The sequence below is a fragment of the Winogradskyella schleiferi genome (assembly GCF_013394655.1).
GTDB classification, from domain to species: Bacteria; Bacteroidota; Bacteroidia; order Flavobacteriales; family Flavobacteriaceae; genus Winogradskyella; species Winogradskyella schleiferi.
This window is the reverse complement of sequence record NZ_CP053351.1, coordinates 2,460,171-2,481,023: the sequence shown is the minus strand read 5'-3', so window position 1 is coordinate 2,481,023 and position 20,853 is coordinate 2,460,171. Positions and strand designations below refer to the sequence as shown.

Sequence of the window (20,853 nt, the reverse complement as noted above, 5' to 3'; positions counted from 1 at the left end):
GAAGCTTTATGCCTTTTTTGTGGAACTTTGTGCTAAAACTTTTAGCTCTTCCGTCTTCTGTCATTCAACTTCCGTCATATTAAATGACTTTCTTACAGATTTCAATTCCAATAAATTAGTGGCATTGATCCCTAAGCCTTGCACATTCTTTCTCGTAAACCTAACAACTTCATCATAAAATAAGGGTACAATAGGAGCCACGTCCATAATCAAGGAATCCATTTTGGTATAAAGTTGCGCTCTCAATTCTGGATCAGTTTCTAAATATGATGCTTCATACATTTTGTCGAATGCTTCGCTTTTGAAATGTGTATAATTTGGGCCGTTTGGTGCAAAATTATTGCTGTAATATAATGACAAATAATTTTCAGCATCAGGATAATCTGCAATCCAACTCGCTCTAAAAAAATCGAGCTGGCCATTCGCTTTGGCATCTTTTAAACTTGAAGCAGGTATCACATCGACATTCACGTTTAAACCTGTTTTTTGAAGCTCGCGCTGAATAAATTCACAAAAACTCAAATAATTGCTTGTAGTAGTTAAGGTAATTTCAGGGTTTTGTATTCCTGTTTCAGATTTAAATTCGGATACTAATTGTTTAGCTAATTCGGGTTGATAAGTAAAACCTATGGAAGCATCAAAACCTGGCAATCCCTTTGGAATAAAACCTCCATTGGCAGGAATTCCGATGCCGTTTCTCAGATACGTCATCATTTTGCTTCTATCGAAACCAACGTTAATCGCTTTCCTTAATTTTCCGGATTGAATGGTGTTGACTTCAGTTTCCATAAAAAACGCCAAATATTCTGTGTTGAGATAGGGGCCACGAATCATTTTTACATCATGGGCATAGCTCGCTCTCAATTCTCCTTCAGCCGTTAAAATTTCATCCTTATAAGAGCCATCTAAACCCGATACGAAATCTATATTACCTTGTGCAAACTGGAGAAACTCACTCTGTTTGTCTGGTAAAAATGTAATGGAAATAGCTTCAAGATAGGGCAGTGGTTGCCCTATTGAATCGGTTTCAAAATAATGATTATTGCGTCTAAAGACCAATTTCAAATTTTCTTCCCAACGCTTGAATTTAAATGGTCCCGTTCCGATTGGGTTCGACCTAAAATCTGAGCCATAATGTTCTACAATCTCTTTTGGGACAACAGAACAATATTTCATAGTCAGTAAACCCAAAAACGCAGGAAATGGCTGTTTTAATTTAATTTGAAATGTTGAATCATTGAGGGCTGAAAAATCGTCCACCTTATTTAGAACCCAACTTCCAGGAGATGCAATGAATCTGTCTCTCAATCGGTTGAAACTATATTCAAAATCTGAAGCAGTTGTTTTTCTTGTGGAATCTCGTCCGAACAATTCATGTTTATGGAATAGAACATCTTTTCTCAAGTTGAACGTGTAGGTCTTTGCACTATCGGTTATCGTCCAATTTTTGGCAATACACGGCTTAACGTTTAATGCGTCGTCCATCTGCACCAACCCGTTAAATAACTGGTGTGTTCCCCAAATATCAGCCAAGTCTTTTGAGAATGCGGGATCGAGTGAGCCGATGTTTTTGTGTTCGTTATATCTAAAAACGAGATCATGGTTTTGAATGTTATCTATAGACGTACAAGAACATATCATCAAAAATAATGTACCAAAAAGAAATCTATTGAATGAGAACGGTGTGAGTTTTAGCATATAACTTATATGTTGTAAATTTGCCAACTTGGTAAAAGTACAAGAATGAATCCAACAAAAAAAGTCGCATTTTATACACTAGGTTGTAAACTTAATTTTTCTGAAACTTCAACAATTGCCAGAGGTTTTACAGATGAAGGTTTTGATCGTGTGGATTTTAAGGAGAAGGCGGATATTTATGTGATTAATACCTGTTCTGTAACCGAAAATGCGGATAAACGATTTAAGTCTATTGTAAAACAAGCTCAAAAAAATAATCCTGAAGCATTTGTGGCAGCCATTGGATGTTATGCCCAATTAAAACCTGAAGAATTAGCAGATGTGAATGGCGTGGATTTGGTTTTGGGAGCAACGGAGAAATTCAAAATCACGGATTATTTAAATGATTTGACTAAAAACGACTTCGGAGAAGTGCATTCTTGCGAAATTGAAGAAGCCGATTTCTATGTCGGCAGTTATTCCATTGGTGACAGAACCAGAGCATTTTTAAAGGTTCAAGATGGTTGCGATTATAAATGTACGTATTGCACCATTCCGTTGGCTAGAGGTATTTCCCGTAGTGATACTATGGCTAATGTTCTTGCGAATGCCAGAGAAATTTCAGAACAAAATATTAAGGAAATTGTATTAACTGGAGTGAACATTGGCGATTACGGAAAAGGTGAATTCGGGAATAAAAAACACGAACATACTTTTTTAGATTTAGTTACTGAACTCGATAAAGTGGAAGGTATTGAACGACTAAGAATTTCATCCATTGAGCCCAATTTATTAAAAAACGAAACCATAGATTTAGTCTCAAAATCTAGAGCATTTGTACCACATTTTCATGTTCCGTTGCAAAGCGGAAGCAATGACATCTTAAAAAAGATGAAACGTCGCTATATGAAGGAATTATATGTCGATAGAGTTTCAAAAATAAAAGAAGTTATGCCTCACGCTTGTATTGGAGTGGATGTCATAGTTGGCTTTCCTGGAGAAACGGATGAACTTTTTTTAGAAACTTACAATTTTTTGAATACATTGGATATTTCTTATTTACATGTGTTCCAATATTCTGAACGCGACAATACAGAAGCAGCAGAAATGGAAGGTGCCGTTTATAAAAATGTTAGGGCAAAACGCAGTAAAATGCTAAGAGGATTATCGGCTAAAAAGCGACGTGCGTTTTATGAAAAGCAATTAAACACGGAAAGAACTGTATTGTTTGAAGGCGAAAATAAAGAAGGTTACATTCATGGTTTTACGGAGAACTACGTTAAGGTTAAAGCACCATGGAATCCGGATTTGGTAAATACACTTCATAATGTGATTCTCACTAACATAGATGACGATGGTTTAGTAAGGTTAGAGTTTATAAATGAACTGGTAGAATAATATATTTGCGTAGTTTGATTCTAGTCCTATATTTACAGCCAAATTAAAAAAATTCAAATTAATTATGAAAAAATTTATCTTAGGTTTATTTGTTTTAACAAGTTTATCTTTAACAACAGCATGCTCAAGTGACGATGATGATAACACGTCTAGTAATATTGAAGGTGCTTGGAAACTTACAGCTTGGAATGTTTCAGGGTCTTCCTATGATTTAAATAATGACGGTACTGCGAGCACCAATTTATTAGAAGAAATGAATTGTTACAATAATGAAACCATTGTTTTTAATAACAACGTAGCAACATATATGACTACCTCTTATGCTGATATATATGCCGAATTAGTAGCGGGATCTACCTCAGATTATGTCTATACAATAGAGTGCCAAGATGAAGTAAGTAATAGTCCTGCGAGTTATTCAGTAAATGGGAATACCGTTACTATTACTACAACATATGAAGAAGATGGCACAATCTACGAGGTTATTTTATTGGCAACTTTAAATGGTAACACTTTATCGTTTGTATTGGAAGAAGGGTTGTATATTGAAGAAAATGTTGGTTTTGATGTTATTGTTGAACAAGATTTAACATTGGTATTTACTAAATTGTAAGTCTGATCCTAAAAAAAACAAAAAAATCCGAAACTTCATCAAAGCATCGGATTTTTTTATATTTCTAACGTCTAACGTCTAACGTCTAACGTCTAACGTCTAACGTCTATCTAACGTCTTAAATTATATACGAATACCAACGGGTAACATCCGTTTATATTTTCTGTTTCGTCTTACAAATTTTGCGATTTCAGGGCTTGTTGGTACCACACTAATGTTTCGTTCCTTAATGTTTGAGAATACCAAATCAATAAAATCCAATTCAAATTCGTCTGTTCTAATGGCATCAGGAATAATCATCTTTGTTAAGAATATCTTACGTTCCTGTAAGGAATATTCAATAATAGCCATGTCGTTTTCAACCTTTAATTCAAATTGACGAAGAAAATCATTGTCAATCAGTTCAGCAGTTTCTGTCATAATTTCTCTTTATTAAATTCAGCGGTTGGTAGCGTAGATACTATAAATTTATATAGTTTTGCTGGGCAAAGGTACAAAAAATCAACCAAAAAATTAGGTTATTGTTGTTAAAACCTTAAATTGTAAATCTTTAAGGCGTCCCGAGTAAAATGTTTTAAGACCTATGAATCCCAAATTGACTCATGTTTATTTGATGCCAGGCATGGCGGCAAATCCTTCTATATTCGAAAATATCAAGCTACCAGAAGATAGGTATAAGATACATTGGTTAGAGTGGCAAATTCCCAATAAAACAGAAACACTTAGTGCATACGCCCAACGTATGTGTAAATTTATTGAGCACGATAATGTAGTGCTTTTAGGCGTTTCGTTTGGAGGTATTTTGGTACAGGAAATGAGTAAGTATCTAAAGCTTAAAAAACTATTTGTGGTTTCTAGTGTAAAATCACATCACGAATTACCAAAACGGTTAAAATTACTCAAAGTAACCAAAGCTTATAAGATTTTACCGACCCAATTGGTAAGCAACATTGACTTATTGGCTAAATATGCTTTTGGCGAAACCATAAAAAAGCGTGTGGATCTTTACAAAAAATATCTGTCCGTAAATGATAAAACCTATCTCGATTGGGCCATAAAGCAAGTGGTTTGTTGGGATCAAGAAGAAGCACATCTAGATGCCATATATATTCATGGAGATAACGATGCTATTTTCCCCTATTCCTGTGGAGGAAATTGTATTGTTGTCGAAGGCGGAACACACATTATGGTCATTAATAAATACAAATGGTTTAACGAAAATTTACCAAAACTTATTGAAAGTTGAATTTGAAACTTGTCCGTAGATTGATTACATTTATAAAACGAAAAAGAATTAAAAAATAGAATTATGAAAATCATAAAAAATAGTTTAGCGCTAATAGGAGTGATCTGTATATCAGGCTTTTTTATCTTTGCGATGCAAAAGTCACCAGACGAAAAAGCACCTTCAGATAATTTATTAGTAAAAGAAGATCCGATTGTAAATAATTACAATGTTTATGCTCTTGAAATGCCAGAAAATTTGAATTTTGCAGGTGAAGCCGTTCCGATCGAAAATCCAGATATCTACGAACGTATGGATCGAGAGTTGTTGGTTAATACCTATTGGCAATCAAATGGCTTGTTAATGTTCAAACGTGCACAAAAGTACTTTCCTATTATAGAACCAATTTTGAAGAAAAACGGAGTCCCAGATGATTTTAAATATTTAGCGGTGATTGAAAGTGGATTAATCCAAACTGCAAAATCACCAGCAGGTGCCAGTGGTGTTTGGCAAATTATGTCTGCTACGGGAAGAGAAAATGGTTTAGAGGTCAATGATAATGTGGATGAACGCTATAATTTAGAAAAAGCTACAGAAGTTGCCTGTCATTATTTAAAAAAAGCCAAGGAAAGTTTAGGATCATGGACTAAAGCAGCAGCAGCTTACAACGCTGGGAACTATGGTGTTTCTAGACGATTGAAGGAACAAGATGTGACTGGGTATTACGATTTGTTATTAGGAGAGGAAACTGGCCGTTATGTATTCAGAATTGTAGCGTTAAAAGAAATTCTCTCAAATCCGAGTAAATATGGATTCAACTTTAATAAAAGTCATTTGTATAAATCAGTACCAACCCATAAAGTGGAAGTAGATACGGCAGTTACTGATTTTGCCCAGTTTGCAAAGCACTTCGGAATAAATTATAAAATTTTAAAACTTCATAATCCTTGGTTAAGAGAGCCACATTTGAATAATAAAACTCGTAAAACATATTTAATTGATATTCCTGAAAAAGGATATTACACGTCTACACCTTAATATTTGGAATTTGTTAGAAACCATATCTGGCAAATCATTTTTGTGCTCAATTATACGATCGCATTGTCTGCGGTTATTACAATTCTGCTTAAAAAACTAAATCCAACCAAGGCCATAAGTTACATTATTGGCTTGTTGGCTTTACCATTTTTAGGATTAATCGTTTATTATCTTTTTGGACAGGAATACCGTAAAACGAAACTGTTTAGTAGAAAGCATGTTTTAAACCAATCTGTAGTAGAAAGAATTCAAGATCAGTTAGAACTCAACACCAAAGAGATTGAAGAAATTGATGATCTTCTTGAAGAAAAATCAAAACTCATTCCTTTACTTTATAATAATGAAAAATCAAAACTGACTATTAATAATGATGTGAAACTTATCAAAAATGGCGACGCAAAGTTTAAGATGCTCTTCAAGGATCTAAAGGAAGCAAAGCATCATATACATCTAGAATATTTTATAATCAACGATGATGCAATTGGTACAGAATTGCTTAATCTATTGATTGAAAAAGCAAAGGAAGGTTTAGAGATTAGAATAGTGATTGATGATGTAGGAAGTTCAATATCTTCTAAAATGAAACGTCAGTTAAAAGATTGTGGTATAGAAATGTATCCCTTTATGCCTGTTTGGTTTTCTAATTCAACAGGTAAAATGAATTATCGCGACCATCGAAAAATCGTGGTTCTTGATGGGAAAATAGGTTATGTTGGAGGTATTAATGTTTCAGACGACTATGTCAATTCAAATAATAATAGATATTGGAGAGATACGCACATTCGTATCGTTGGTGAAGCTGTAAAACCGCTACAGATTTTGTTTTTTACATCTTGGGATTTTGTTAGTGGCTCAGAATTAAACATTACAAAAAAATATTTTCCTGAACACACTTGTAAAGAAAACATCCCACTTCAGATTGCGGCAAGCGGCCCAGATACCGATTGGTCAAATATTATGGAAGCCATATTTGTTGCCATTACCAATGCGGATGATCATGTGTACATTACAACGCCATATTTTATACCTAATAGTGAGATTATAACAGCGCTTCAAGTCATAGCCAGAAGCAATAAGGATGTTAAAATTATAGTGCCCAAAAAGTCAGATTCTTGGATTGCGGAATACGCAACCAATTCGTATTTGGAAAGGTTATTAGAAGCAGGCGTTGAGGTATATCATTATACGAAAGGATTTATTCATGCTAAAACTATGGTTGTCGATGGAGTTTTTAGCACAGTCGGAACAACCAATATGGATTATAGAAGTTTCAATATTAATTTTGAAGTGAACGCTTTAATCTACAATAAAGAAATTAGCAGCCAACTCACAGATTTTTTTAATGAAGACTTAAAAGATTGCGAGCAACTAAATTTAGAATCTTGGCAAAACCGTTCTAAACGCACAAAACTCATTGAAGCGGTTGCCCGTCTCATGGCACCATTATTATAATTATCGTCTACTTCTACGGTTCTGTCTTGCCGAAGTTGGCTGACCATATTGTTGTTTAGGGATTACAGCTTTTTTCATCTGTTGCTTCATCATTTTTATCTGATCTTTAAGCATATCCCTTTTGTCCAATTTTTCAGCTTCAGCCAATAACTTCATGGCTTCAGGCTTGCGTCGCTTAGAAAATGCGATTCCTGCTAAATTTAATTTTGCCATGGCCAAATCATGATCCATGGATAATCCTAAATTAATCGCTTTTTTAAAGTAACCCTCAGCTTCATTCATATTGGTTTGAGATACCATGATCCCATTGAGGTAATTTAAATAGCCTTGTTGTTTTTTTACCAAGGCTCCTTCTGGATTTTTTATTTTATCCAGCCATTTTTTCGCACCAGCAAAATCTTGCTTTCTTAATCTTAAAAAAGCCAATAAGATCAACTCATTTTTAAAGTAAAGGAAAATAAAAATGGTAGAAAGTAGGATATACATGATGCCGTTGCCAATATAACCTTCTGTGAATTGATAGATCCCAAAAGCAATTATTAAAGTGGCAATGACTAATTTTATATTTTTATTAAACATATATCTGTGTATTTTTGCAGAGCGCAAAGATAATAAAAACTAAGAGTTTAAAATCTATTCAAAAATTTTCTTTTTGCTATTTGCTAAAGTAAAAACTTGTTGTATATTTGCACGCAGTTTTGAGATAGCTCTAAACCCATTAAAAAGAATATTAGTTTTTAAAAATATAAGACATGCCAAAAAGAACGTTTCAACCGTCAAAAAGAAAGAGAAGAAACAAACACGGTTTCAGAGAAAGAATGGCTTCTGTTAACGGAAGAAAAGTTTTAGCACGTAGAAGAGCTAAAGGAAGAAAAAAATTGTCAGTTTCAACTGAATCAAGACATAAAAAATAATGATTAACAATTGTTAATATATTAAAGGCGTTACTTAGGTGTAACGCCTTTTTTTGTATCCTATTGTTACTTATTTTTGCACAGCCAAATCAATAAAAAATAAAATCGCATAACACTAAATAGAACGTCTCATGCCAAAAAATAAAAACTTAAAGTCCATTTTACTAATCGGTTCAGGTCCTATCGTTATTGGGCAGGCCTGTGAATTTGATTATTCAGGGTCTCAAGCTTTACGATCTTTACGAGAAGATGGAATTGAAACTATTTTAATCAATTCCAATCCTGCAACCATAATGACGGATCCACAAATGGCAGATCATGTGTATTTGCTACCATTGACAACTAAATCATTAATTCAGATTTTAAAAGACCATCCTCAAATTGATGCGGTTCTACCTACAATGGGCGGACAAACGGCTTTAAATCTTTGTATTGAAGCTGACGAGAAAGGAATTTGGGAAGATTTTGGTGTCAATATTATTGGTGTTGATATCGACGCGATTAATATTACTGAGGATAGAGAAAAATTTAGGGAGTTAATGCTAAAAATAGGTGTTGGTATGGCACCTCAAGCAACAGCTACCTCATTTTTGAGAGGAAAGGAAATAGCCCAAGAATTTGGGTTTCCTTTATGTATTAGGGCATCATTTACTTTGGGCGGAGCAGGAGCGGCCATAGTATATAATGAAGAAGAGTTTGATGAATCCTTAACCAGAGGACTGGAAATTTCCCCTATTCATGAGGTTATGATTGATAAAGCATTATTAGGCTGGAAAGAATATGAACTTGAATTATTAAGAGATAAAAACGATAATGTTGTAATAATCTGTACCATTGAGAATATGGATCCTATGGGAATTCATACGGGTGATTCCATTACGGTTGCGCCAGCAATGACCTTATCTGATAAAACACAGCAAAAAATGCGGGATATGGCAATTCATATGATGCGCAGTATCGGAGATTTTGCAGGTGGTTGTAATGTTCAGTTCGCCGTGAGCCCTGATGAAGAGGAAAAAATTATAGCTATAGAAATCAACCCTCGTGTATCACGTTCTTCTGCTTTGGCAAGTAAAGCTACAGGTTACCCAATCGCTAAGATTGCGGCGAAGTTAGCTTTAGGTTATACCCTAGATGAATTAAAGAACCAGATCACAAAATCAACTTCGGCATTATTCGAACCTACCTTAGATTACGTAGTAGTAAAGATTCCACGTTGGAATTTCGATAAATTCGAAGGCTCTGACAGAACATTGGGTCTTCAAATGAAGGCTGTTGGTGAAGTTATGGCCATTGGTCGTTCGTTCCAAGAAGCATTGCACAAGGCCACCCAATCGTTAGAAATTAAGCGTAATGGACTTGGTGCCGACGGTAAAGGTTATAAAGATTATGATACTGTAATTGAGAAATTGACCCACGCAAGTTGGGATCGCGTATTTGTAATATATGATGCTGTTGCAATGGGAATACCGTTGAGCCGAATTCACGAGATTACAAAAATCGACATGTGGTATTTAAGACAATACGAAGAATTGTTTCAACTTGAAAAAGAAATTTCCACCTATACGATTGGTACTATTGAGCGCGATTTATTACTTGAAGCGAAACAAAAAGGCTATGGAGATCGACAAATCGCGCATATGCTGCGTTGTTTAGAAAGTGAGGTTCGCAATAAACGAATGGAATTTAATATTAACCGTGTTTTTAAATTAGTAGATACTTGTGCTGCGGAATTTAAAGCACAAACACCATATTATTATTCAACCTTTGAAAGTGAAGTTGAGACTCCAGACGGAAATCGGTATGTACATAATGAAAGTGTAGTAACAGATAAGAAGAAAATCATCGTTTTAGGCTCTGGGCCTAACCGAATTGGTCAAGGTATTGAGTTTGATTATTGCTGTGTGCACGGCGTTTTAGCTGCAGCCGAATGTGGATACGAAACCATCATGATTAACTGTAATCCTGAAACCGTTTCAACCGATTTTGACATTGCAGATAAACTCTATTTTGAACCTGTGTTCTGGGAACATATTTATGATATCATTCAACATGAAAAACCAGAAGGAGTTATCGTACAATTAGGAGGGCAGACCGCATTAAAATTAGCTGAAAAATTAGAAAAATGGGGTGTTAAGATTATGGGAACCAGCTTCAAATCGCTCGATTTAGCTGAAGATAGAGGAAGTTTTTCAAACATATTGAAAGAAAACAATATTCCTTACCCAGAATTCGATGTGGCAGAATCTGCCGATGAGGCCTTAGCGATTGCTGATGTTCTGGACTTTCCAATCTTAGTAAGACCTTCTTACGTACTTGGTGGACAAGGGATGAAAATTGTGATTAATAAGCAAGAACTGGAATCTCATGTGATCGATTTATTAAAATCTATTCCAGGTAATAAACTATTATTGGATCATTATTTAGATGGTGCCATTGAAGCCGAAGCAGATGCGATTTGTGATGCAGATGGTAATGTTTACATTATTGGGATTATGGAGCATATTGAGCCATGTGGTATTCACTCAGGTGATAGTAATGCGACTTTACCTGCTTTTAATTTAGGTGATTTAGTCATGCAGCAAATCATAGATCATACCCACACGATTGCTAGAGCTTTGGATACTGTAGGTTTAATAAATATACAATTTGCTATAAAAGATGATATTGTTTATATCATTGAAGCCAATCCAAGAGCATCGCGAACTGTTCCATTTATCGCCAAAGCTTATAAAGAACCTTATGTAAACTATGCGACCAAAGTAATGTTGGGCGAGAAAAAAGTGACGGATTTTGACTTTAATCCTCAATTAGAAGGTTATGCGATAAAACAACCGGTATTTTCATTTAATAAATTCCCTAATGTGAATAAACAATTAGGACCAGAAATGAAAAGTACTGGAGAAAGTATTTTATTTATTGATAGTTTAAAGGACGATCAGTTTTACGATTTGTATGCAAGACGAAAAATGTATTTGAGTAGATAATTGGCATAGTTTTCGATGAAGTGTAAGTGTTATTCATTAATATTTACTAACTTAGCTATAACAATACCCAAATTGTATGAAAAAATTATTACTCAGTCTTATATCAATATTTACCCTTGGTACTATGTTTGCCCATTCGGCTTCGTATCAAAATAGTGCTATTGAATTTATAGAACATGCAGATTTTATTGGTGCTTCGGAATCCTATAATTCTTTGTGTTTTTTAAATCTTGAATTGAATGATGATTTATTTCAAGATGAAAGTTTCAAGATTTCACCAAACCCTTCGAAGAATAAGTTAAATATCAAATTACCAAGAACATCAGATAATATGATACTTGAAGTATTTGATGTTTTAGGAAAACGAATTCATAAAAGTACTATCACGCAGTTGGAAGCTTCTGTAGATGTCTCGGGTTGGAAAACTGGCGTGTATCTGGTTAAAGTTTCGGACGAAAACGAATCACAGACCAAACGATTTATTAAACAATAAAGACATTTAATATATTTTAAGTTAAAGCTATTTCAGTCCTGATAACTATTGGGAGAAATGGCTTTTTTACTTAAAATCAATTTTCACATTATAATTTTTAAGCTGTTCCAAGTGGTCATCAACGTTTTTATAAAGATTTTCTAAATCCTCACTTCGCTTGGTGTCGCTTTCTTTTCTGATTATGGATTTAATAAAACGCTTGGCAGCCAATTTATTAGTTAAAATTAAGCCTGGAACGGTTAAAGTATTTCCATCCTCATCCACCGCGACCATTATAAAATAAGACGAGTTGCAATGTTTCTTTTCTCCTGTTGTAATATTTTCAGACTCTACTCTAATACCAACGACCATAGACGATTTACCAACATAATTAACCGAAGCTTTCATGGTCACCAATTCACCGACCTCAATTGGATTTAAGAAGTTGACCTTATTCACGGATGCTGTGACACAATATTTACGGGAATGTTTTGAAGCGCAAGCAAAAGCCACATTATCCATTAGGCTCAAAATATAACCACCATGGATTTTTCCACCGAAATTAGCATGATGTGGTTTCATTAATTCTGAAATTTGAATCCTGGAATCTTCAGTGGTTTTAAACATATGTCAAAAGATTTAAATATAGCAAACTAGTGATTATAGCAATGCCAAAACTGATTAATGTACCTATTAAAATGTATTCCGTTAGTTTCCGTTCTTTGGAAGCAGTTAAGTCACCAAATCGAAAAACGGATTTAGCGGTTATTAAAAATCCTACAGCTTCCCAATGACCTACAACAATAAATATAAATACCAAAAGACGCTCTAAAACTCCAATATATTTACCGGCATCTTTTAGCGATTCGTTGTCTTTGGTAAGTTTGGAAATGTTCCATTTAGAAAAAATGGTTTTCATGAAAATGGAAGTTGGTTGCGTTAAAAATGCGACACAAATAATCAATAAGATAAATTGGTTACTTAAATCTAAAGTAAAATCGAAATCAGTACCATAAAGAATAAACGTTAATCCTATTATTGAAATAATGTGCAATACCTGGTCTATAAAAAAGAACAACCGTTTTGTTTTTTTACGCTGTAAAATAAGTTTTAATCCATCAATGATGAGATGTATTAAACCGATTCCTAAAATTAACGGCGTATACGATAAATCCCAAATCAGCAGAAACATTAATGCCACATGAATCGCAACATGCACATATAGCCAAACAGATTTTAGTTTGTTTTTTTCTTTATGCTTAACCCATTTGTGTGATTGCAGAAAGAAATCACCTATAAGATGCGCAAAAATGAGTTTTAAAATTATAAGGATCATAGTAATGTGGCTATTTTTTTTCTGAAAAGTGCATCCAATTCTAAAATTTCATCTAAGTAAGCACGTTTTTGCCTTTTGCTTACGGCATCTTGATTAATGCCGATTATTTTTGCCAATTTAGATTGAATCATATCAGGATGTTCTAAGCTTAATTTTACAATTTCTGCAGAATTAACCGTCCAATTGTCCATTGCAATTAACGCCAACCTAAAATATAGATTTAATTCTTCATTTAGCGTATCGTTGCTGGTTTTTATTTTCAGATTTTGTTTTTCTTTTTTGAGATTATCAAAGGTTTCTCCAGAGAATATATAAGCTTCACCATTAGATTCACTCACAGTATTGCCTTCATAATCTTTTGTGCCAATACCAATTGACATTCTAACATCTATACCTTTAATGGATTTCAAAAATGCTTTAATATATACAGATGTTCTAAAGCTGTCTTCAATGGAATTAGACTCTAACTGAAAACTATCTCCTCTATAAATATCATAAAATGAAGCATCATTGGATAATTTAGATAATGCTGATTTTAATGGAATAAGCCATAGCTCTTCACTTATTGCATCTCTAGATTTTATAATGTCGCCTGTTATTACGCTGGTCATACTATTTATATTTCATTTCAAATGTATGCCTTTTCAACGGAATAAACAAATTTATGCCTTTAAAAAGGAATAAAATAATATATGCCATATTTAAGGCATATGATTAATTATTCCTTAGAAGTGGACTAATAGACTAATTCTCTTCATTTGCACGTTTAATAATACTTTCAGGAAGTGCTTTCTTGGCTTTTGCACCCATTTTTTTAATTTTTTCAACGCGTGAAATCAAATTACCCTTACCATCCACTAATTTGTTCATAGCAGCTGAATAATCACTTTTGGCTGCGTCAATCTTTTTGCCGACACCAGTTAAATCGGTAACTAAACCTTCAAATTTATCATAAAGAGCGCCAGCTTGTTTTGCAATTTCCAATGCATTTTGTTGTTGTTTTTCATTATTCCACATGGAATCTATAGTGCGTAATGTCGCTAAAAGGGTAGAAGGTGTAACGATGACTATGTTCTGTTCAAAAGCTTTATTGTAAAGCGAATTATCTTCGTTTATCGCCACTGCAAAAGCGGGTTCAATAGGAATAAACATTAATACAAAATCAGGCGATTCAATATCATATAAATCTTGATAATTCTTGGCAGATAATTGATCCACATGTTTTTTGATAGAGTTGACATGTGCTTTTAAAAACAACGGTCGTTGTTCCTCTTCTGCATTTACAAATTGTTCGTAAGCTGTTAAAGAAACCTTCGCATCGATAATCATCTTTTTAGAATCGGGAAGATGCAACACCACATCTGGCATCACACGGGAACCATCTTCACGTTGAAAATTCTGTTGTACAAAATACTCTCTATCTTTTTCCAGTCCAGATTTTTCCAGCACACGCTCTAATACCAATTCGCCCCAATTTCCTTGGGTTTTACTATCGCCTTTTAAGGCTCTGGTTAAATTTGTGGCTTCCAATGCCATTTGTTGGTTCAGATCTTTTAAGCCTAATAATTGTTCTTTCAAAGCCGAGTGCATACTGATGCTTTCCTTTTGGGTGTCTTCAACTTTCTTTTCAAAAGTTTTAATTTTCTCTTCAAGCGGATTTAAAATATTCTTGATATTCTCTTTATTCTGAAGTGTGAATTTTTCTGACTTTTCATCTAATATTTTAGAAGCCATCAATTCAAAATCCTTTCGTAGTTGTTCTTGTTGTTGGGCTAATTCTTCATCACGCTTTAGGTTTGCTTTTTCAAGATTTTCATATTCGGAATTTCGTCTTGATAATTCTGAGTTTAATAAGTCTTTTTCTCGTCTTATGGCTTCACGTTCCGTTTCAATTTTAGAGATGTTTTCTTTCAATTCATTTAATGATTGATTGAAATACTGATCTTGTTTTTGGTTTTCGGCTTCAGAAAATTGTTTAAATTCATTGAATTGTTGCTGCAAATTAGCGTTGCGTTCCTCCAATGTGCTTTTATCGCTTTTGCTTTTTAATTGTGAAAATTTAAGACCTATAAAGGCACCAATACCAGCGGAAATAATGATTGTAATTAATAGAATAAGTGTGTCGTTCATATTGAAAAGAGAAATTTATCAAAGATAATATAGTTAAGGAAACTCTCTTAAACTTAGTGGCTAGATTTTAAAGTTTTTATATCTGTGATTAATTGTTCAATAGCCTCGCTATTTGTACCATCATAGATACCGCGAATTTGTTTCTTTTTATCAATTAGAATAAAGTTTGGCGTATGAATAAAGTCTTGTAATCCACCATCCTCTTGTTCTACAACCGCAAAATAGCTTTTGCGTGCCAGTTCATAAATATGCTTTTTGTTTCCTGTGGTAATATTCCATTTAGAATCTATAACACCTTTATTATTGGCGTATTCTCGTAATACAGAAATACTATCAATTTCTGGTGTGACTGACAGGGACAAAAGCATAATATCATCATCATTCAAAAATTCCTTTTGTATTTGAGCCATATTACTCGTCATAATTGGACAAATACTACCACAACGTGTAAAAAAGAAATCCGTTACATGAATTTTGTCTTCATAATCCTCTTGAGTGATGGTTTTACCATTTTGATTTACGAGATTAAAATTTGAAATGGTGTGGTTTTTACTTTTGTTTTGAAGATTTTTATCGACTAATTCTGGATTAAAATCAGAAGGATTATAAACTGGTAATATTTTGCTTTGAGCGTTATTTTCAAAATAAAAATAAACTAATACACTAACTATGATGATGAGTATAATTGTTATCCAGTTATTTTTTGTTAGTGACATTGATAATCTTTTAGTTACAAAACAGAATTGTCAATTTTTATGTCTGAATCTTTCCAAGCAATATCAAACTCTTTTTTTATAATATCTGCTTCATCATTTTTTCCTTGTGCTTTAAGGGTTTTATACAATCCTATTAATGACCATCCATTTTGTCTTAAAATGTTTAAGTCTTCTTCATATACTTTTTCTGCATCATCATATTTTTTAGCTTTTAATAAAATTGCGCCTAAGTTTTGCCTTGTTGGAATATGCCATGCTGCAGGTTCGGTATAGGTTAAATCATCTTCGAAAACCACGGCATTTTCAAGATGTTCAATAGCTTTGGGAATGTTTCCTTTTAAGGCTTCTAATTCTCCTGCTACGACTTCATAGGCGATATTAGCAGAATGAATTGAGGCATTATTGGCTGTGGCGATTAAGGTTTCTAATTCTGGATCATTTTTTAGAACCACGATAGCGTCCAATTCTTCTTGGGCTTCTTTAATATTACCTTTTCGAATAAACGCAATTCCTCTTGCATAATGACGCATAAGGTTAAGGTGTTTAATTTCTGACTTAGGCGCAGGAATAGTTAAGATTTCATTCCATTTACCAAATCGAGTATATGCCAACAATGGAGTAGCGGCAAAATCTTGAAGAAAGGGCATTTCAATAAATTCACCAACAGGCACTTTTTCTGCTGTTTTTTTTGCCGCATCAATTGCAACATCACTGGCTCCCAATAAACTTGCGGAAGACCACAAAAAATGAATGTTATGAGGATAATAACCAAGAGGATAGAGCCCTTGGGCAAAACATTGAGATATATAATCTTCATCAGCTAAAATTGCTTTTTGGTTTGTAATAACAGCATCCTTGTAGCGCCCAACTCTTATATAAATATGTGATGGCATATGTACAATATGTCCGGCGCCAGGCATAAGAGAAGCCAGTTTATCAGCACTCTTCACGCCAATATCTGGATAAGGAAGTTCGACCATATGAATATAATAATGATGTCCGCCAGGATTTTCAGGTTCAAGCAACATAGCTTTTTCAAGAGCTGCTTTTGCTACCTTAATATTCGGAGACGGATTTCCATCCTTGTCCCAATAATTCCAAGGTACAGTGTTCATTACTGACGCTGCATATAGAATTTGAATGTTTGCATCCTCAGGAAACTGTGCCGCAGCTTTGGTCATTGCATGCATGTACATCATATTCAATTTAGGTATATCGGCAGTTAAATCATTACTATATCTATTAGACAATGCTTCTATCAACACTTGTTCTTTCAAACTTGCTTTTGAGGCCAGTTGTTGAGCCTTTGTAATGGCTTCGTTGATTTTTATTTTACGCTCTTCTGGTGGAAGAGGATCGTTAATATTTGGTCCGAGTGTAAATGCTTGTCCCCAATATGCCATAGCGGAATTTGGATCTAATCGCGATGCTTCCATAAACGAACGATGTGCTTCGGCATGGTTAAAAGCGTATGATAATTTTAATCCTTGGTCAAAAAATGCTTGAGCTCTTTCGTTTTCCGTACTAATTGAAAAATGCAGATTTCCTAGATTTTTAAATAGTGGCGAAATCTGTTTTGTGGTATCTACATCTTCTAATAAGAATTTTGTTGATGTACATTTTACAAAATTCATTGCTAATTTAGGCGCTTTTGGTGGCGTTGCTTCTGCCGGTTTATTAAAAGTGAAATAAGCCAAAACAACTAAAATAATACTTGCTAAAATAATATTCAAATGCGATTTCATGAGTTTTGAGTTTAATATTAATTATGAGGTTTAATAAATGATGTAGCTTTTTCTTTGCAACCAGAAATAATTGACATAAATAAAAAATAAGTTAATTTGAAAAATGGAGTATAAAGGTTCATAAATGTGAAGCTATTTATAATTCAAGTTAAATATAGGTTTTTAAAATGGTTAAGGGTTGAAAATCAATAAAATATATTATATGTAAAAATTTTTATTTTACACATTGCGTATCAGAAAATCCATAATTTTTATAAAAACATTTTAAATTCTAATAACTAATTTTAAAATTCTATAAAGGAAAAAACCCTGAACTCTAAACTCTAAACTACAAACTTATCAGTATATTTGATGCTTCAAAAAAACCAACATAAATGGCACTTTCTCCTCTTAATGCAATTTCACCAATTGATGGTAGATATCGATCTAAAGTCGAAAAATTAAAAGATTATTTTTCGGAAGAAGCACTGATTAAATATCGTGTGTTGGTAGAAATTGAATACTTTATTGCATTGTGTGAATTGCCATTGCCACAATTAGAATCTGTTTCAAGTTCTGTTTTTGAAGATTTAAGAGCGATTTACAAAAACTTTACAGCTGTAGATGCTTCTGCAATAAAAGAGATTGAAAAAGTAACCAATCACGATGTAAAAGCTGTTGAATACTTCATTAAAGAGAAATTTGATGCTTTAGAGTTATCAGCCTATAAAGAGTTTATCCACTTTGGATTGACCTCACAAGACATTAATAATACGGCAATTCCTTTAAGTATTAAGGAAGCGATGAACGATGTTTACGTGCCTGAATATGTATCACTTTTAGAAAAAATTCAAGGCTTGGCAAAAGATTGGGCAGATATCCCAATGTTAGCGAGAACACATGGACAACCAGCATCGCCAACGCGTTTAGGAAAAGAAATTGAAGTTTTTGCAGTAAGATTAAAGGAACAATTCAATTTATTGAATAATGTACCAGGTGCTGCAAAATTTGGTGGTGCAACAGGAAATTTTAATGCCCATAAAGTAGCTTATCCTAATATTGATTGGAAAGCATTTGGAACAACATTCGTTCAAGAAAAATTAGGTTTACAACATTCGTTTCCGACCACGCAAATAGAACATTACGATCATGCAGCTGCTTTGTTTGATGCTTTAAAGCGCATCAATACCATTATCATTGATTTGGATAGGGACATTTGGACCTATGTATCTATGGATTATTTCAAGCAAAAAATAAAAGCAGGCGAGGTTGGTAGTTCTGCCATGCCACACAAAGTAAATCCTATTGATTTTGAAAATAGTGAAGGGAATTTAGGTATTGCCAATGCTATTTTTGAGCATCTGTCTGCTAAATTACCAATTTCTAGATTGCAACGTGATTTAACCGATAGTACCGTTTTAAGAAATGTTGGTGTACCGTTTGGGCATACGATTATTGGCTTTAAATCTACTGTAAAAGGTTTGGGCAAATTACTGTTGAATAAACCAAAATTCGCTCAAGACTTAGAGAATAATTGGGCTGTAGTTGCAGAAGCGATCCAAACCATTTTAAGACGTGAAAGTTATCCAAACCCATATGAAGCTTTAAAAGGATTGACAAGAACCAACCAAGCAATTACCCAAAGTTCCATTTCAGATTTTATTGATACCTTAGAGGTTTCTGAAGCTATTAAATCTGAATTAAAAAAGATTACACCTAGTAATTATACGGGTATCTAAAATTACATAAAATTTGAAACAATTCATCCCACAAACCAAAGACGCTATCGCATTATCTTGCGTATCTATTGTTGCGTTGAGTTGGTTTGTTGCAGGTTTGTGTGATGTGCTCGATTATATTATTATTAAAGTCGTTTTATTCTTAGGTTTTGGAATTTTATTTGTTGTAGCCATTATATATGGTTTAAAAAATGATGCTAAAAAAAATCGTCCTGAAGACAAGCTCCAAGACGATTCATATTAACATTTAAATAATTGTCAGTTTATTTAAATTTCATTGAGACATTTGTTATTTAAAAAAATCTGTAAGGCCATTAAGATTGGTATCTTCAAATTTTGCATTTTGTAATACAGAACTTAACGACATTAATTTACTAGCATTCATATCATCTCCTAAAATTCTTGCGATCATAAAGCCTTTATTGTTGGCATTTCCAAAAATGATGAGTTCATCAATATTGTCTATATCACCTAAATATTTAATGACAAATTTTCCATCGGTAGAGTTGCCTCCACGCATTAGCTCTTCGTATTTAGGATCTTTTAGAATGGATTTTACCTTTTCTAGTTCTAGCGTATAGTCTTCAGCTTCTGTATCTTCTTTCATATAAGTGAGTACATTCAACTTATCAACAGAATTATAAGCTTCTTTCTGTTCTTTAGTCATATCAATGTTTTCAACATTAACAAAACTGGTTGGGACATCAAACGAAGCAAAACCAGGTTTTAACTCGTTGTCTACATAATAGGTTTGCAATGTTGGTCCTTGGTTGCAGCTGGTAAAAGCGGCAACCAAAAACAACACTACTATTGATTTTTTGATTGATTGTATCATGATTCTATTGTTTTTTATCTCCAGCTTTCTTTAACTGCTCACCTCCTGGTATATCCATTTGGTTAGTGATTTTAGAAACTTGTCTTAAATCTATATCACCTGTTAATGATAGTAACACGGTTTCAAACTCCCGTTTTTTACCATTAATTTCAATGTTTTGATCTTTGGTTAATTCTTTAAGACCACTTACAAACATTAAAAGTTCTTTTACATGGTTTTCGTCACTGCCTTCTTTTACATAGAATTTTACGGTTTGTTCGCCATCTTTCATTCGCATGAGTTCTTCAAGCTGAGATGATTTTAAATATTTATCAACAGTCGCTTTCATATCTGCTGAAACTTTACTGTCACCAGTTGTGAATACTTTAAGTCCAGTGATTTTTTTAACCATATTCATATATTCTTGGGCTTCAGGATCGTCCATGTCAATATCTATGCTGGCAATCATGCTGAACATTTTCTGATTAACAATTACGGAGGCGACCTCAGACATATCTTCGTATTTATCAAAAATACTTTGTGCTCCTGACATAAATGGTGCTACAATTAGCGCGATTATTACAATTAAATTTTTCATAATTTCTTAATTTTTTGTGT

At 33.7% G+C, this 20,853-nt stretch carries 21 protein-coding genes; 10 read left to right on the top strand and 11 right to left on the bottom strand.

Annotated features, from left to right (window positions below):
* Positions 1-60 precede the first annotated feature (60 nt).
* Positions 61-1,698, bottom strand: a complete 1,638-nt coding sequence (locus HM990_RS10730) for an ABC transporter substrate-binding protein (protein WP_178988934.1) — start codon at positions 1,696-1,698, stop codon at positions 61-63.
* A 45-nt stretch (positions 1,699-1,743) separates the two neighbouring features.
* Between HM990_RS10730 and mtaB the strand changes: the two genes are divergently transcribed.
* Together mtaB and HM990_RS10720 are read left to right on the top strand one after the other, a co-directional pair.
* Entirely contained in the window at positions 1,744-3,075 is a 1,332-nt protein-coding gene (mtaB, locus tag HM990_RS10725; RefSeq protein WP_178988933.1) for a tRNA (N(6)-L-threonylcarbamoyladenosine(37)-C(2))-methylthiotransferase MtaB, read from the top strand.
* 64 nt (positions 3,076-3,139) lie between these two features.
* Complete coding sequence (locus HM990_RS10720) at positions 3,140-3,688, top strand: lipocalin family protein (RefSeq protein WP_178988932.1); 549 nt, start codon at positions 3,140-3,142, stop codon at positions 3,686-3,688.
* A gap of 123 nt (positions 3,689-3,811) precedes the next feature.
* On the opposite strand, the gene HM990_RS10715 is transcribed toward HM990_RS10720, so the two are convergent.
* Complete coding sequence (locus HM990_RS10715) at positions 3,812-4,108, bottom strand: N-acetyltransferase (RefSeq protein ID WP_178988931.1); 297 nt, start codon at positions 4,106-4,108, stop codon at positions 3,812-3,814.
* Between the two features lie 163 nt (positions 4,109-4,271).
* Between HM990_RS10715 and HM990_RS10710 the strand changes: the two genes are divergently transcribed.
* From HM990_RS10710 to cls, 3 genes are all read left to right on the top strand, one after another.
* Positions 4,272-4,934, top strand: coding sequence for an alpha/beta hydrolase (locus HM990_RS10710; protein WP_178988930.1), 663 nt, complete (start codon positions 4,272-4,274; stop codon positions 4,932-4,934).
* A 63-nt stretch (positions 4,935-4,997) separates the two neighbouring features.
* Positions 4,998-5,951, top strand: coding sequence for a lytic transglycosylase domain-containing protein (locus HM990_RS10705; RefSeq protein WP_178988929.1), 954 nt, complete (start codon positions 4,998-5,000; stop codon positions 5,949-5,951).
* Between the two features lie 3 nt (positions 5,952-5,954).
* Positions 5,955-7,403, top strand: coding sequence for a cardiolipin synthase (cls, locus tag HM990_RS10700; protein ID WP_178988928.1), 1,449 nt, complete (start codon positions 5,955-5,957; stop codon positions 7,401-7,403).
* Here the strand turns inward: cls and HM990_RS10695 are convergent, their stop codons facing one another.
* A complete protein-coding gene (locus tag HM990_RS10695) occupies positions 7,404-7,982 on the bottom strand; it encodes a DUF2892 domain-containing protein (RefSeq protein ID WP_178988927.1) in 579 nt (192 codons plus the stop codon). It abuts the gene before it with no gap.
* 173 nt (positions 7,983-8,155) lie between these two features.
* On the opposite strand from HM990_RS10695, the gene rpmH reads away from it, so the two are divergent.
* The 3 genes from rpmH to HM990_RS10680 all read left to right on the top strand — a co-directional run bounded on the left by rpmH (position 8,156) and on the right by HM990_RS10680 (position 11,797).
* Complete coding sequence (rpmH, locus tag HM990_RS10690) at positions 8,156-8,317, top strand: 50S ribosomal protein L34 (RefSeq protein ID WP_115818167.1); 162 nt, start codon at positions 8,156-8,158, stop codon at positions 8,315-8,317.
* A gap of 131 nt (positions 8,318-8,448) precedes the next feature.
* Positions 8,449-11,304, top strand: a complete 2,856-nt coding sequence (carB, locus tag HM990_RS10685) for a carbamoyl-phosphate synthase large subunit (RefSeq protein ID WP_178988926.1) — start codon at positions 8,449-8,451, stop codon at positions 11,302-11,304.
* Positions 11,305-11,380: 76 nt separating this feature from the next.
* Positions 11,381-11,797, top strand: a complete 417-nt coding sequence (locus HM990_RS10680) for a T9SS type A sorting domain-containing protein (RefSeq protein WP_178988925.1) — start codon at positions 11,381-11,383, stop codon at positions 11,795-11,797.
* Between the two features lie 66 nt (positions 11,798-11,863).
* Here HM990_RS10680 and HM990_RS10675 read toward each other — a convergent pair whose 3' ends face one another.
* The 6 genes from HM990_RS10675 to HM990_RS10650 all read right to left on the bottom strand — a co-directional run bounded on the left by HM990_RS10675 (position 11,864) and on the right by HM990_RS10650 (position 17,703).
* Complete coding sequence (locus HM990_RS10675) at positions 11,864-12,403, bottom strand: acyl-CoA thioesterase (protein ID WP_178988924.1); 540 nt, start codon at positions 12,401-12,403, stop codon at positions 11,864-11,866.
* Entirely contained in the window at positions 12,396-13,112 is a 717-nt protein-coding gene (locus HM990_RS10670; protein WP_178988923.1) for a DUF3307 domain-containing protein, read from the bottom strand. Before HM990_RS10670 ends, HM990_RS10675 begins: the two co-directional genes overlap by 8 nt.
* A complete protein-coding gene (locus HM990_RS10665) occupies positions 13,109-13,723 on the bottom strand; it encodes a transcriptional regulator (protein ID WP_178988922.1) in 615 nt (204 codons plus the stop codon). Before HM990_RS10665 ends, HM990_RS10670 begins: the two co-directional genes overlap by 4 nt.
* A gap of 133 nt (positions 13,724-13,856) precedes the next feature.
* Positions 13,857-15,242, bottom strand: coding sequence for a DNA recombination protein RmuC (rmuC, locus tag HM990_RS10660; protein WP_178988921.1), 1,386 nt, complete (start codon positions 15,240-15,242; stop codon positions 13,857-13,859).
* A 53-nt stretch (positions 15,243-15,295) separates the two neighbouring features.
* Positions 15,296-15,958, bottom strand: a complete 663-nt coding sequence (locus tag HM990_RS10655) for an SCO family protein (protein ID WP_178988920.1) — start codon at positions 15,956-15,958, stop codon at positions 15,296-15,298.
* A gap of 14 nt (positions 15,959-15,972) precedes the next feature.
* Positions 15,973-17,703: a tetratricopeptide repeat protein gene (locus tag HM990_RS10650; protein ID WP_178988919.1), complete on the bottom strand. Its 1,731-nt coding sequence runs from the start codon at positions 17,701-17,703 to the stop codon at positions 15,973-15,975.
* A 374-nt stretch (positions 17,704-18,077) separates the two neighbouring features.
* Here HM990_RS10650 and purB point away from each other — a divergent pair, with 374 nt between their 5' ends.
* Together purB and HM990_RS10640 are read left to right on the top strand one after the other, a co-directional pair.
* Entirely contained in the window at positions 18,078-19,421 is a 1,344-nt protein-coding gene (purB, locus tag HM990_RS10645; protein ID WP_178988918.1) for an adenylosuccinate lyase, read from the top strand.
* A 13-nt stretch (positions 19,422-19,434) separates the two neighbouring features.
* A complete protein-coding gene (locus tag HM990_RS10640; protein WP_178988917.1) occupies positions 19,435-19,665 on the top strand; it encodes a hypothetical protein in 231 nt (76 codons plus the stop codon).
* Positions 19,666-19,710: 45 nt separating this feature from the next.
* Here HM990_RS10640 and HM990_RS10635 read toward each other — a convergent pair whose 3' ends face one another.
* Both HM990_RS10635 and HM990_RS10630 read right to left on the bottom strand, forming a co-directional pair.
* Positions 19,711-20,256, bottom strand: coding sequence for a DUF4252 domain-containing protein (locus HM990_RS10635; protein WP_178988916.1), 546 nt, complete (start codon positions 20,254-20,256; stop codon positions 19,711-19,713).
* Between the two features lie 4 nt (positions 20,257-20,260).
* A complete protein-coding gene (locus HM990_RS10630) occupies positions 20,261-20,833 on the bottom strand; it encodes a DUF4252 domain-containing protein (RefSeq protein ID WP_178988915.1) in 573 nt (190 codons plus the stop codon).
* Positions 20,834-20,853: the final 20 nt, after the last annotated feature.

Bases quoted from the DNA above. Each gene is read 5' to 3' on its own strand.
- HM990_RS10730 (WP_178988934.1), bottom strand. From the start codon at position 1,698: ATGCTAAAACTCACACCGTTCTCATTCAATAGATTTCTTTTTGGTACA.
- mtaB (WP_178988933.1), top strand. From the start codon at position 1,744: ATGAATCCAACAAAAAAAGTCGCATTTTATACACTAGGTTGTAAACTT.
- HM990_RS10720 (WP_178988932.1), top strand. From the start codon at position 3,140: ATGAAAAAATTTATCTTAGGTTTATTTGTTTTAACAAGTTTATCTTTA.
- HM990_RS10715 (WP_178988931.1), bottom strand. From the start codon at position 4,108: ATGACAGAAACTGCTGAACTGATTGACAATGATTTTCTTCGTCAATTT.
- HM990_RS10710 (WP_178988930.1), top strand. From the start codon at position 4,272: ATGAATCCCAAATTGACTCATGTTTATTTGATGCCAGGCATGGCGGCA.
- HM990_RS10705 (WP_178988929.1), top strand. From the start codon at position 4,998: ATGAAAATCATAAAAAATAGTTTAGCGCTAATAGGAGTGATCTGTATA.
- HM990_RS10695 (WP_178988927.1), bottom strand. From the start codon at position 7,982: ATGTTTAATAAAAATATAAAATTAGTCATTGCCACTTTAATAATTGCT.
- rpmH (WP_115818167.1), top strand. From the start codon at position 8,156: ATGCCAAAAAGAACGTTTCAACCGTCAAAAAGAAAGAGAAGAAACAAA.
- carB (WP_178988926.1), top strand. From the start codon at position 8,449: ATGCCAAAAAATAAAAACTTAAAGTCCATTTTACTAATCGGTTCAGGT.
- HM990_RS10680 (WP_178988925.1), top strand. From the start codon at position 11,381: ATGAAAAAATTATTACTCAGTCTTATATCAATATTTACCCTTGGTACT.
- HM990_RS10675 (WP_178988924.1), bottom strand. From the start codon at position 12,403: ATGTTTAAAACCACTGAAGATTCCAGGATTCAAATTTCAGAATTAATG.
- HM990_RS10670 (WP_178988923.1), bottom strand. From the start codon at position 13,112: ATGATCCTTATAATTTTAAAACTCATTTTTGCGCATCTTATAGGTGAT.
- HM990_RS10665 (WP_178988922.1), bottom strand. From the start codon at position 13,723: ATGACCAGCGTAATAACAGGCGACATTATAAAATCTAGAGATGCAATA.
- rmuC (WP_178988921.1), bottom strand. From the start codon at position 15,242: ATGAACGACACACTTATTCTATTAATTACAATCATTATTTCCGCTGGT.
- HM990_RS10655 (WP_178988920.1), bottom strand. From the start codon at position 15,958: ATGTCACTAACAAAAAATAACTGGATAACAATTATACTCATCATCATA.
- HM990_RS10650 (WP_178988919.1), bottom strand. From the start codon at position 17,703: ATGAAATCGCATTTGAATATTATTTTAGCAAGTATTATTTTAGTTGTT.
- purB (WP_178988918.1), top strand. From the start codon at position 18,078: ATGGCACTTTCTCCTCTTAATGCAATTTCACCAATTGATGGTAGATAT.
- HM990_RS10635 (WP_178988916.1), bottom strand. From the start codon at position 20,256: ATGATACAATCAATCAAAAAATCAATAGTAGTGTTGTTTTTGGTTGCC.
- HM990_RS10630 (WP_178988915.1), bottom strand. From the start codon at position 20,833: ATGAAAAATTTAATTGTAATAATCGCGCTAATTGTAGCACCATTTATG.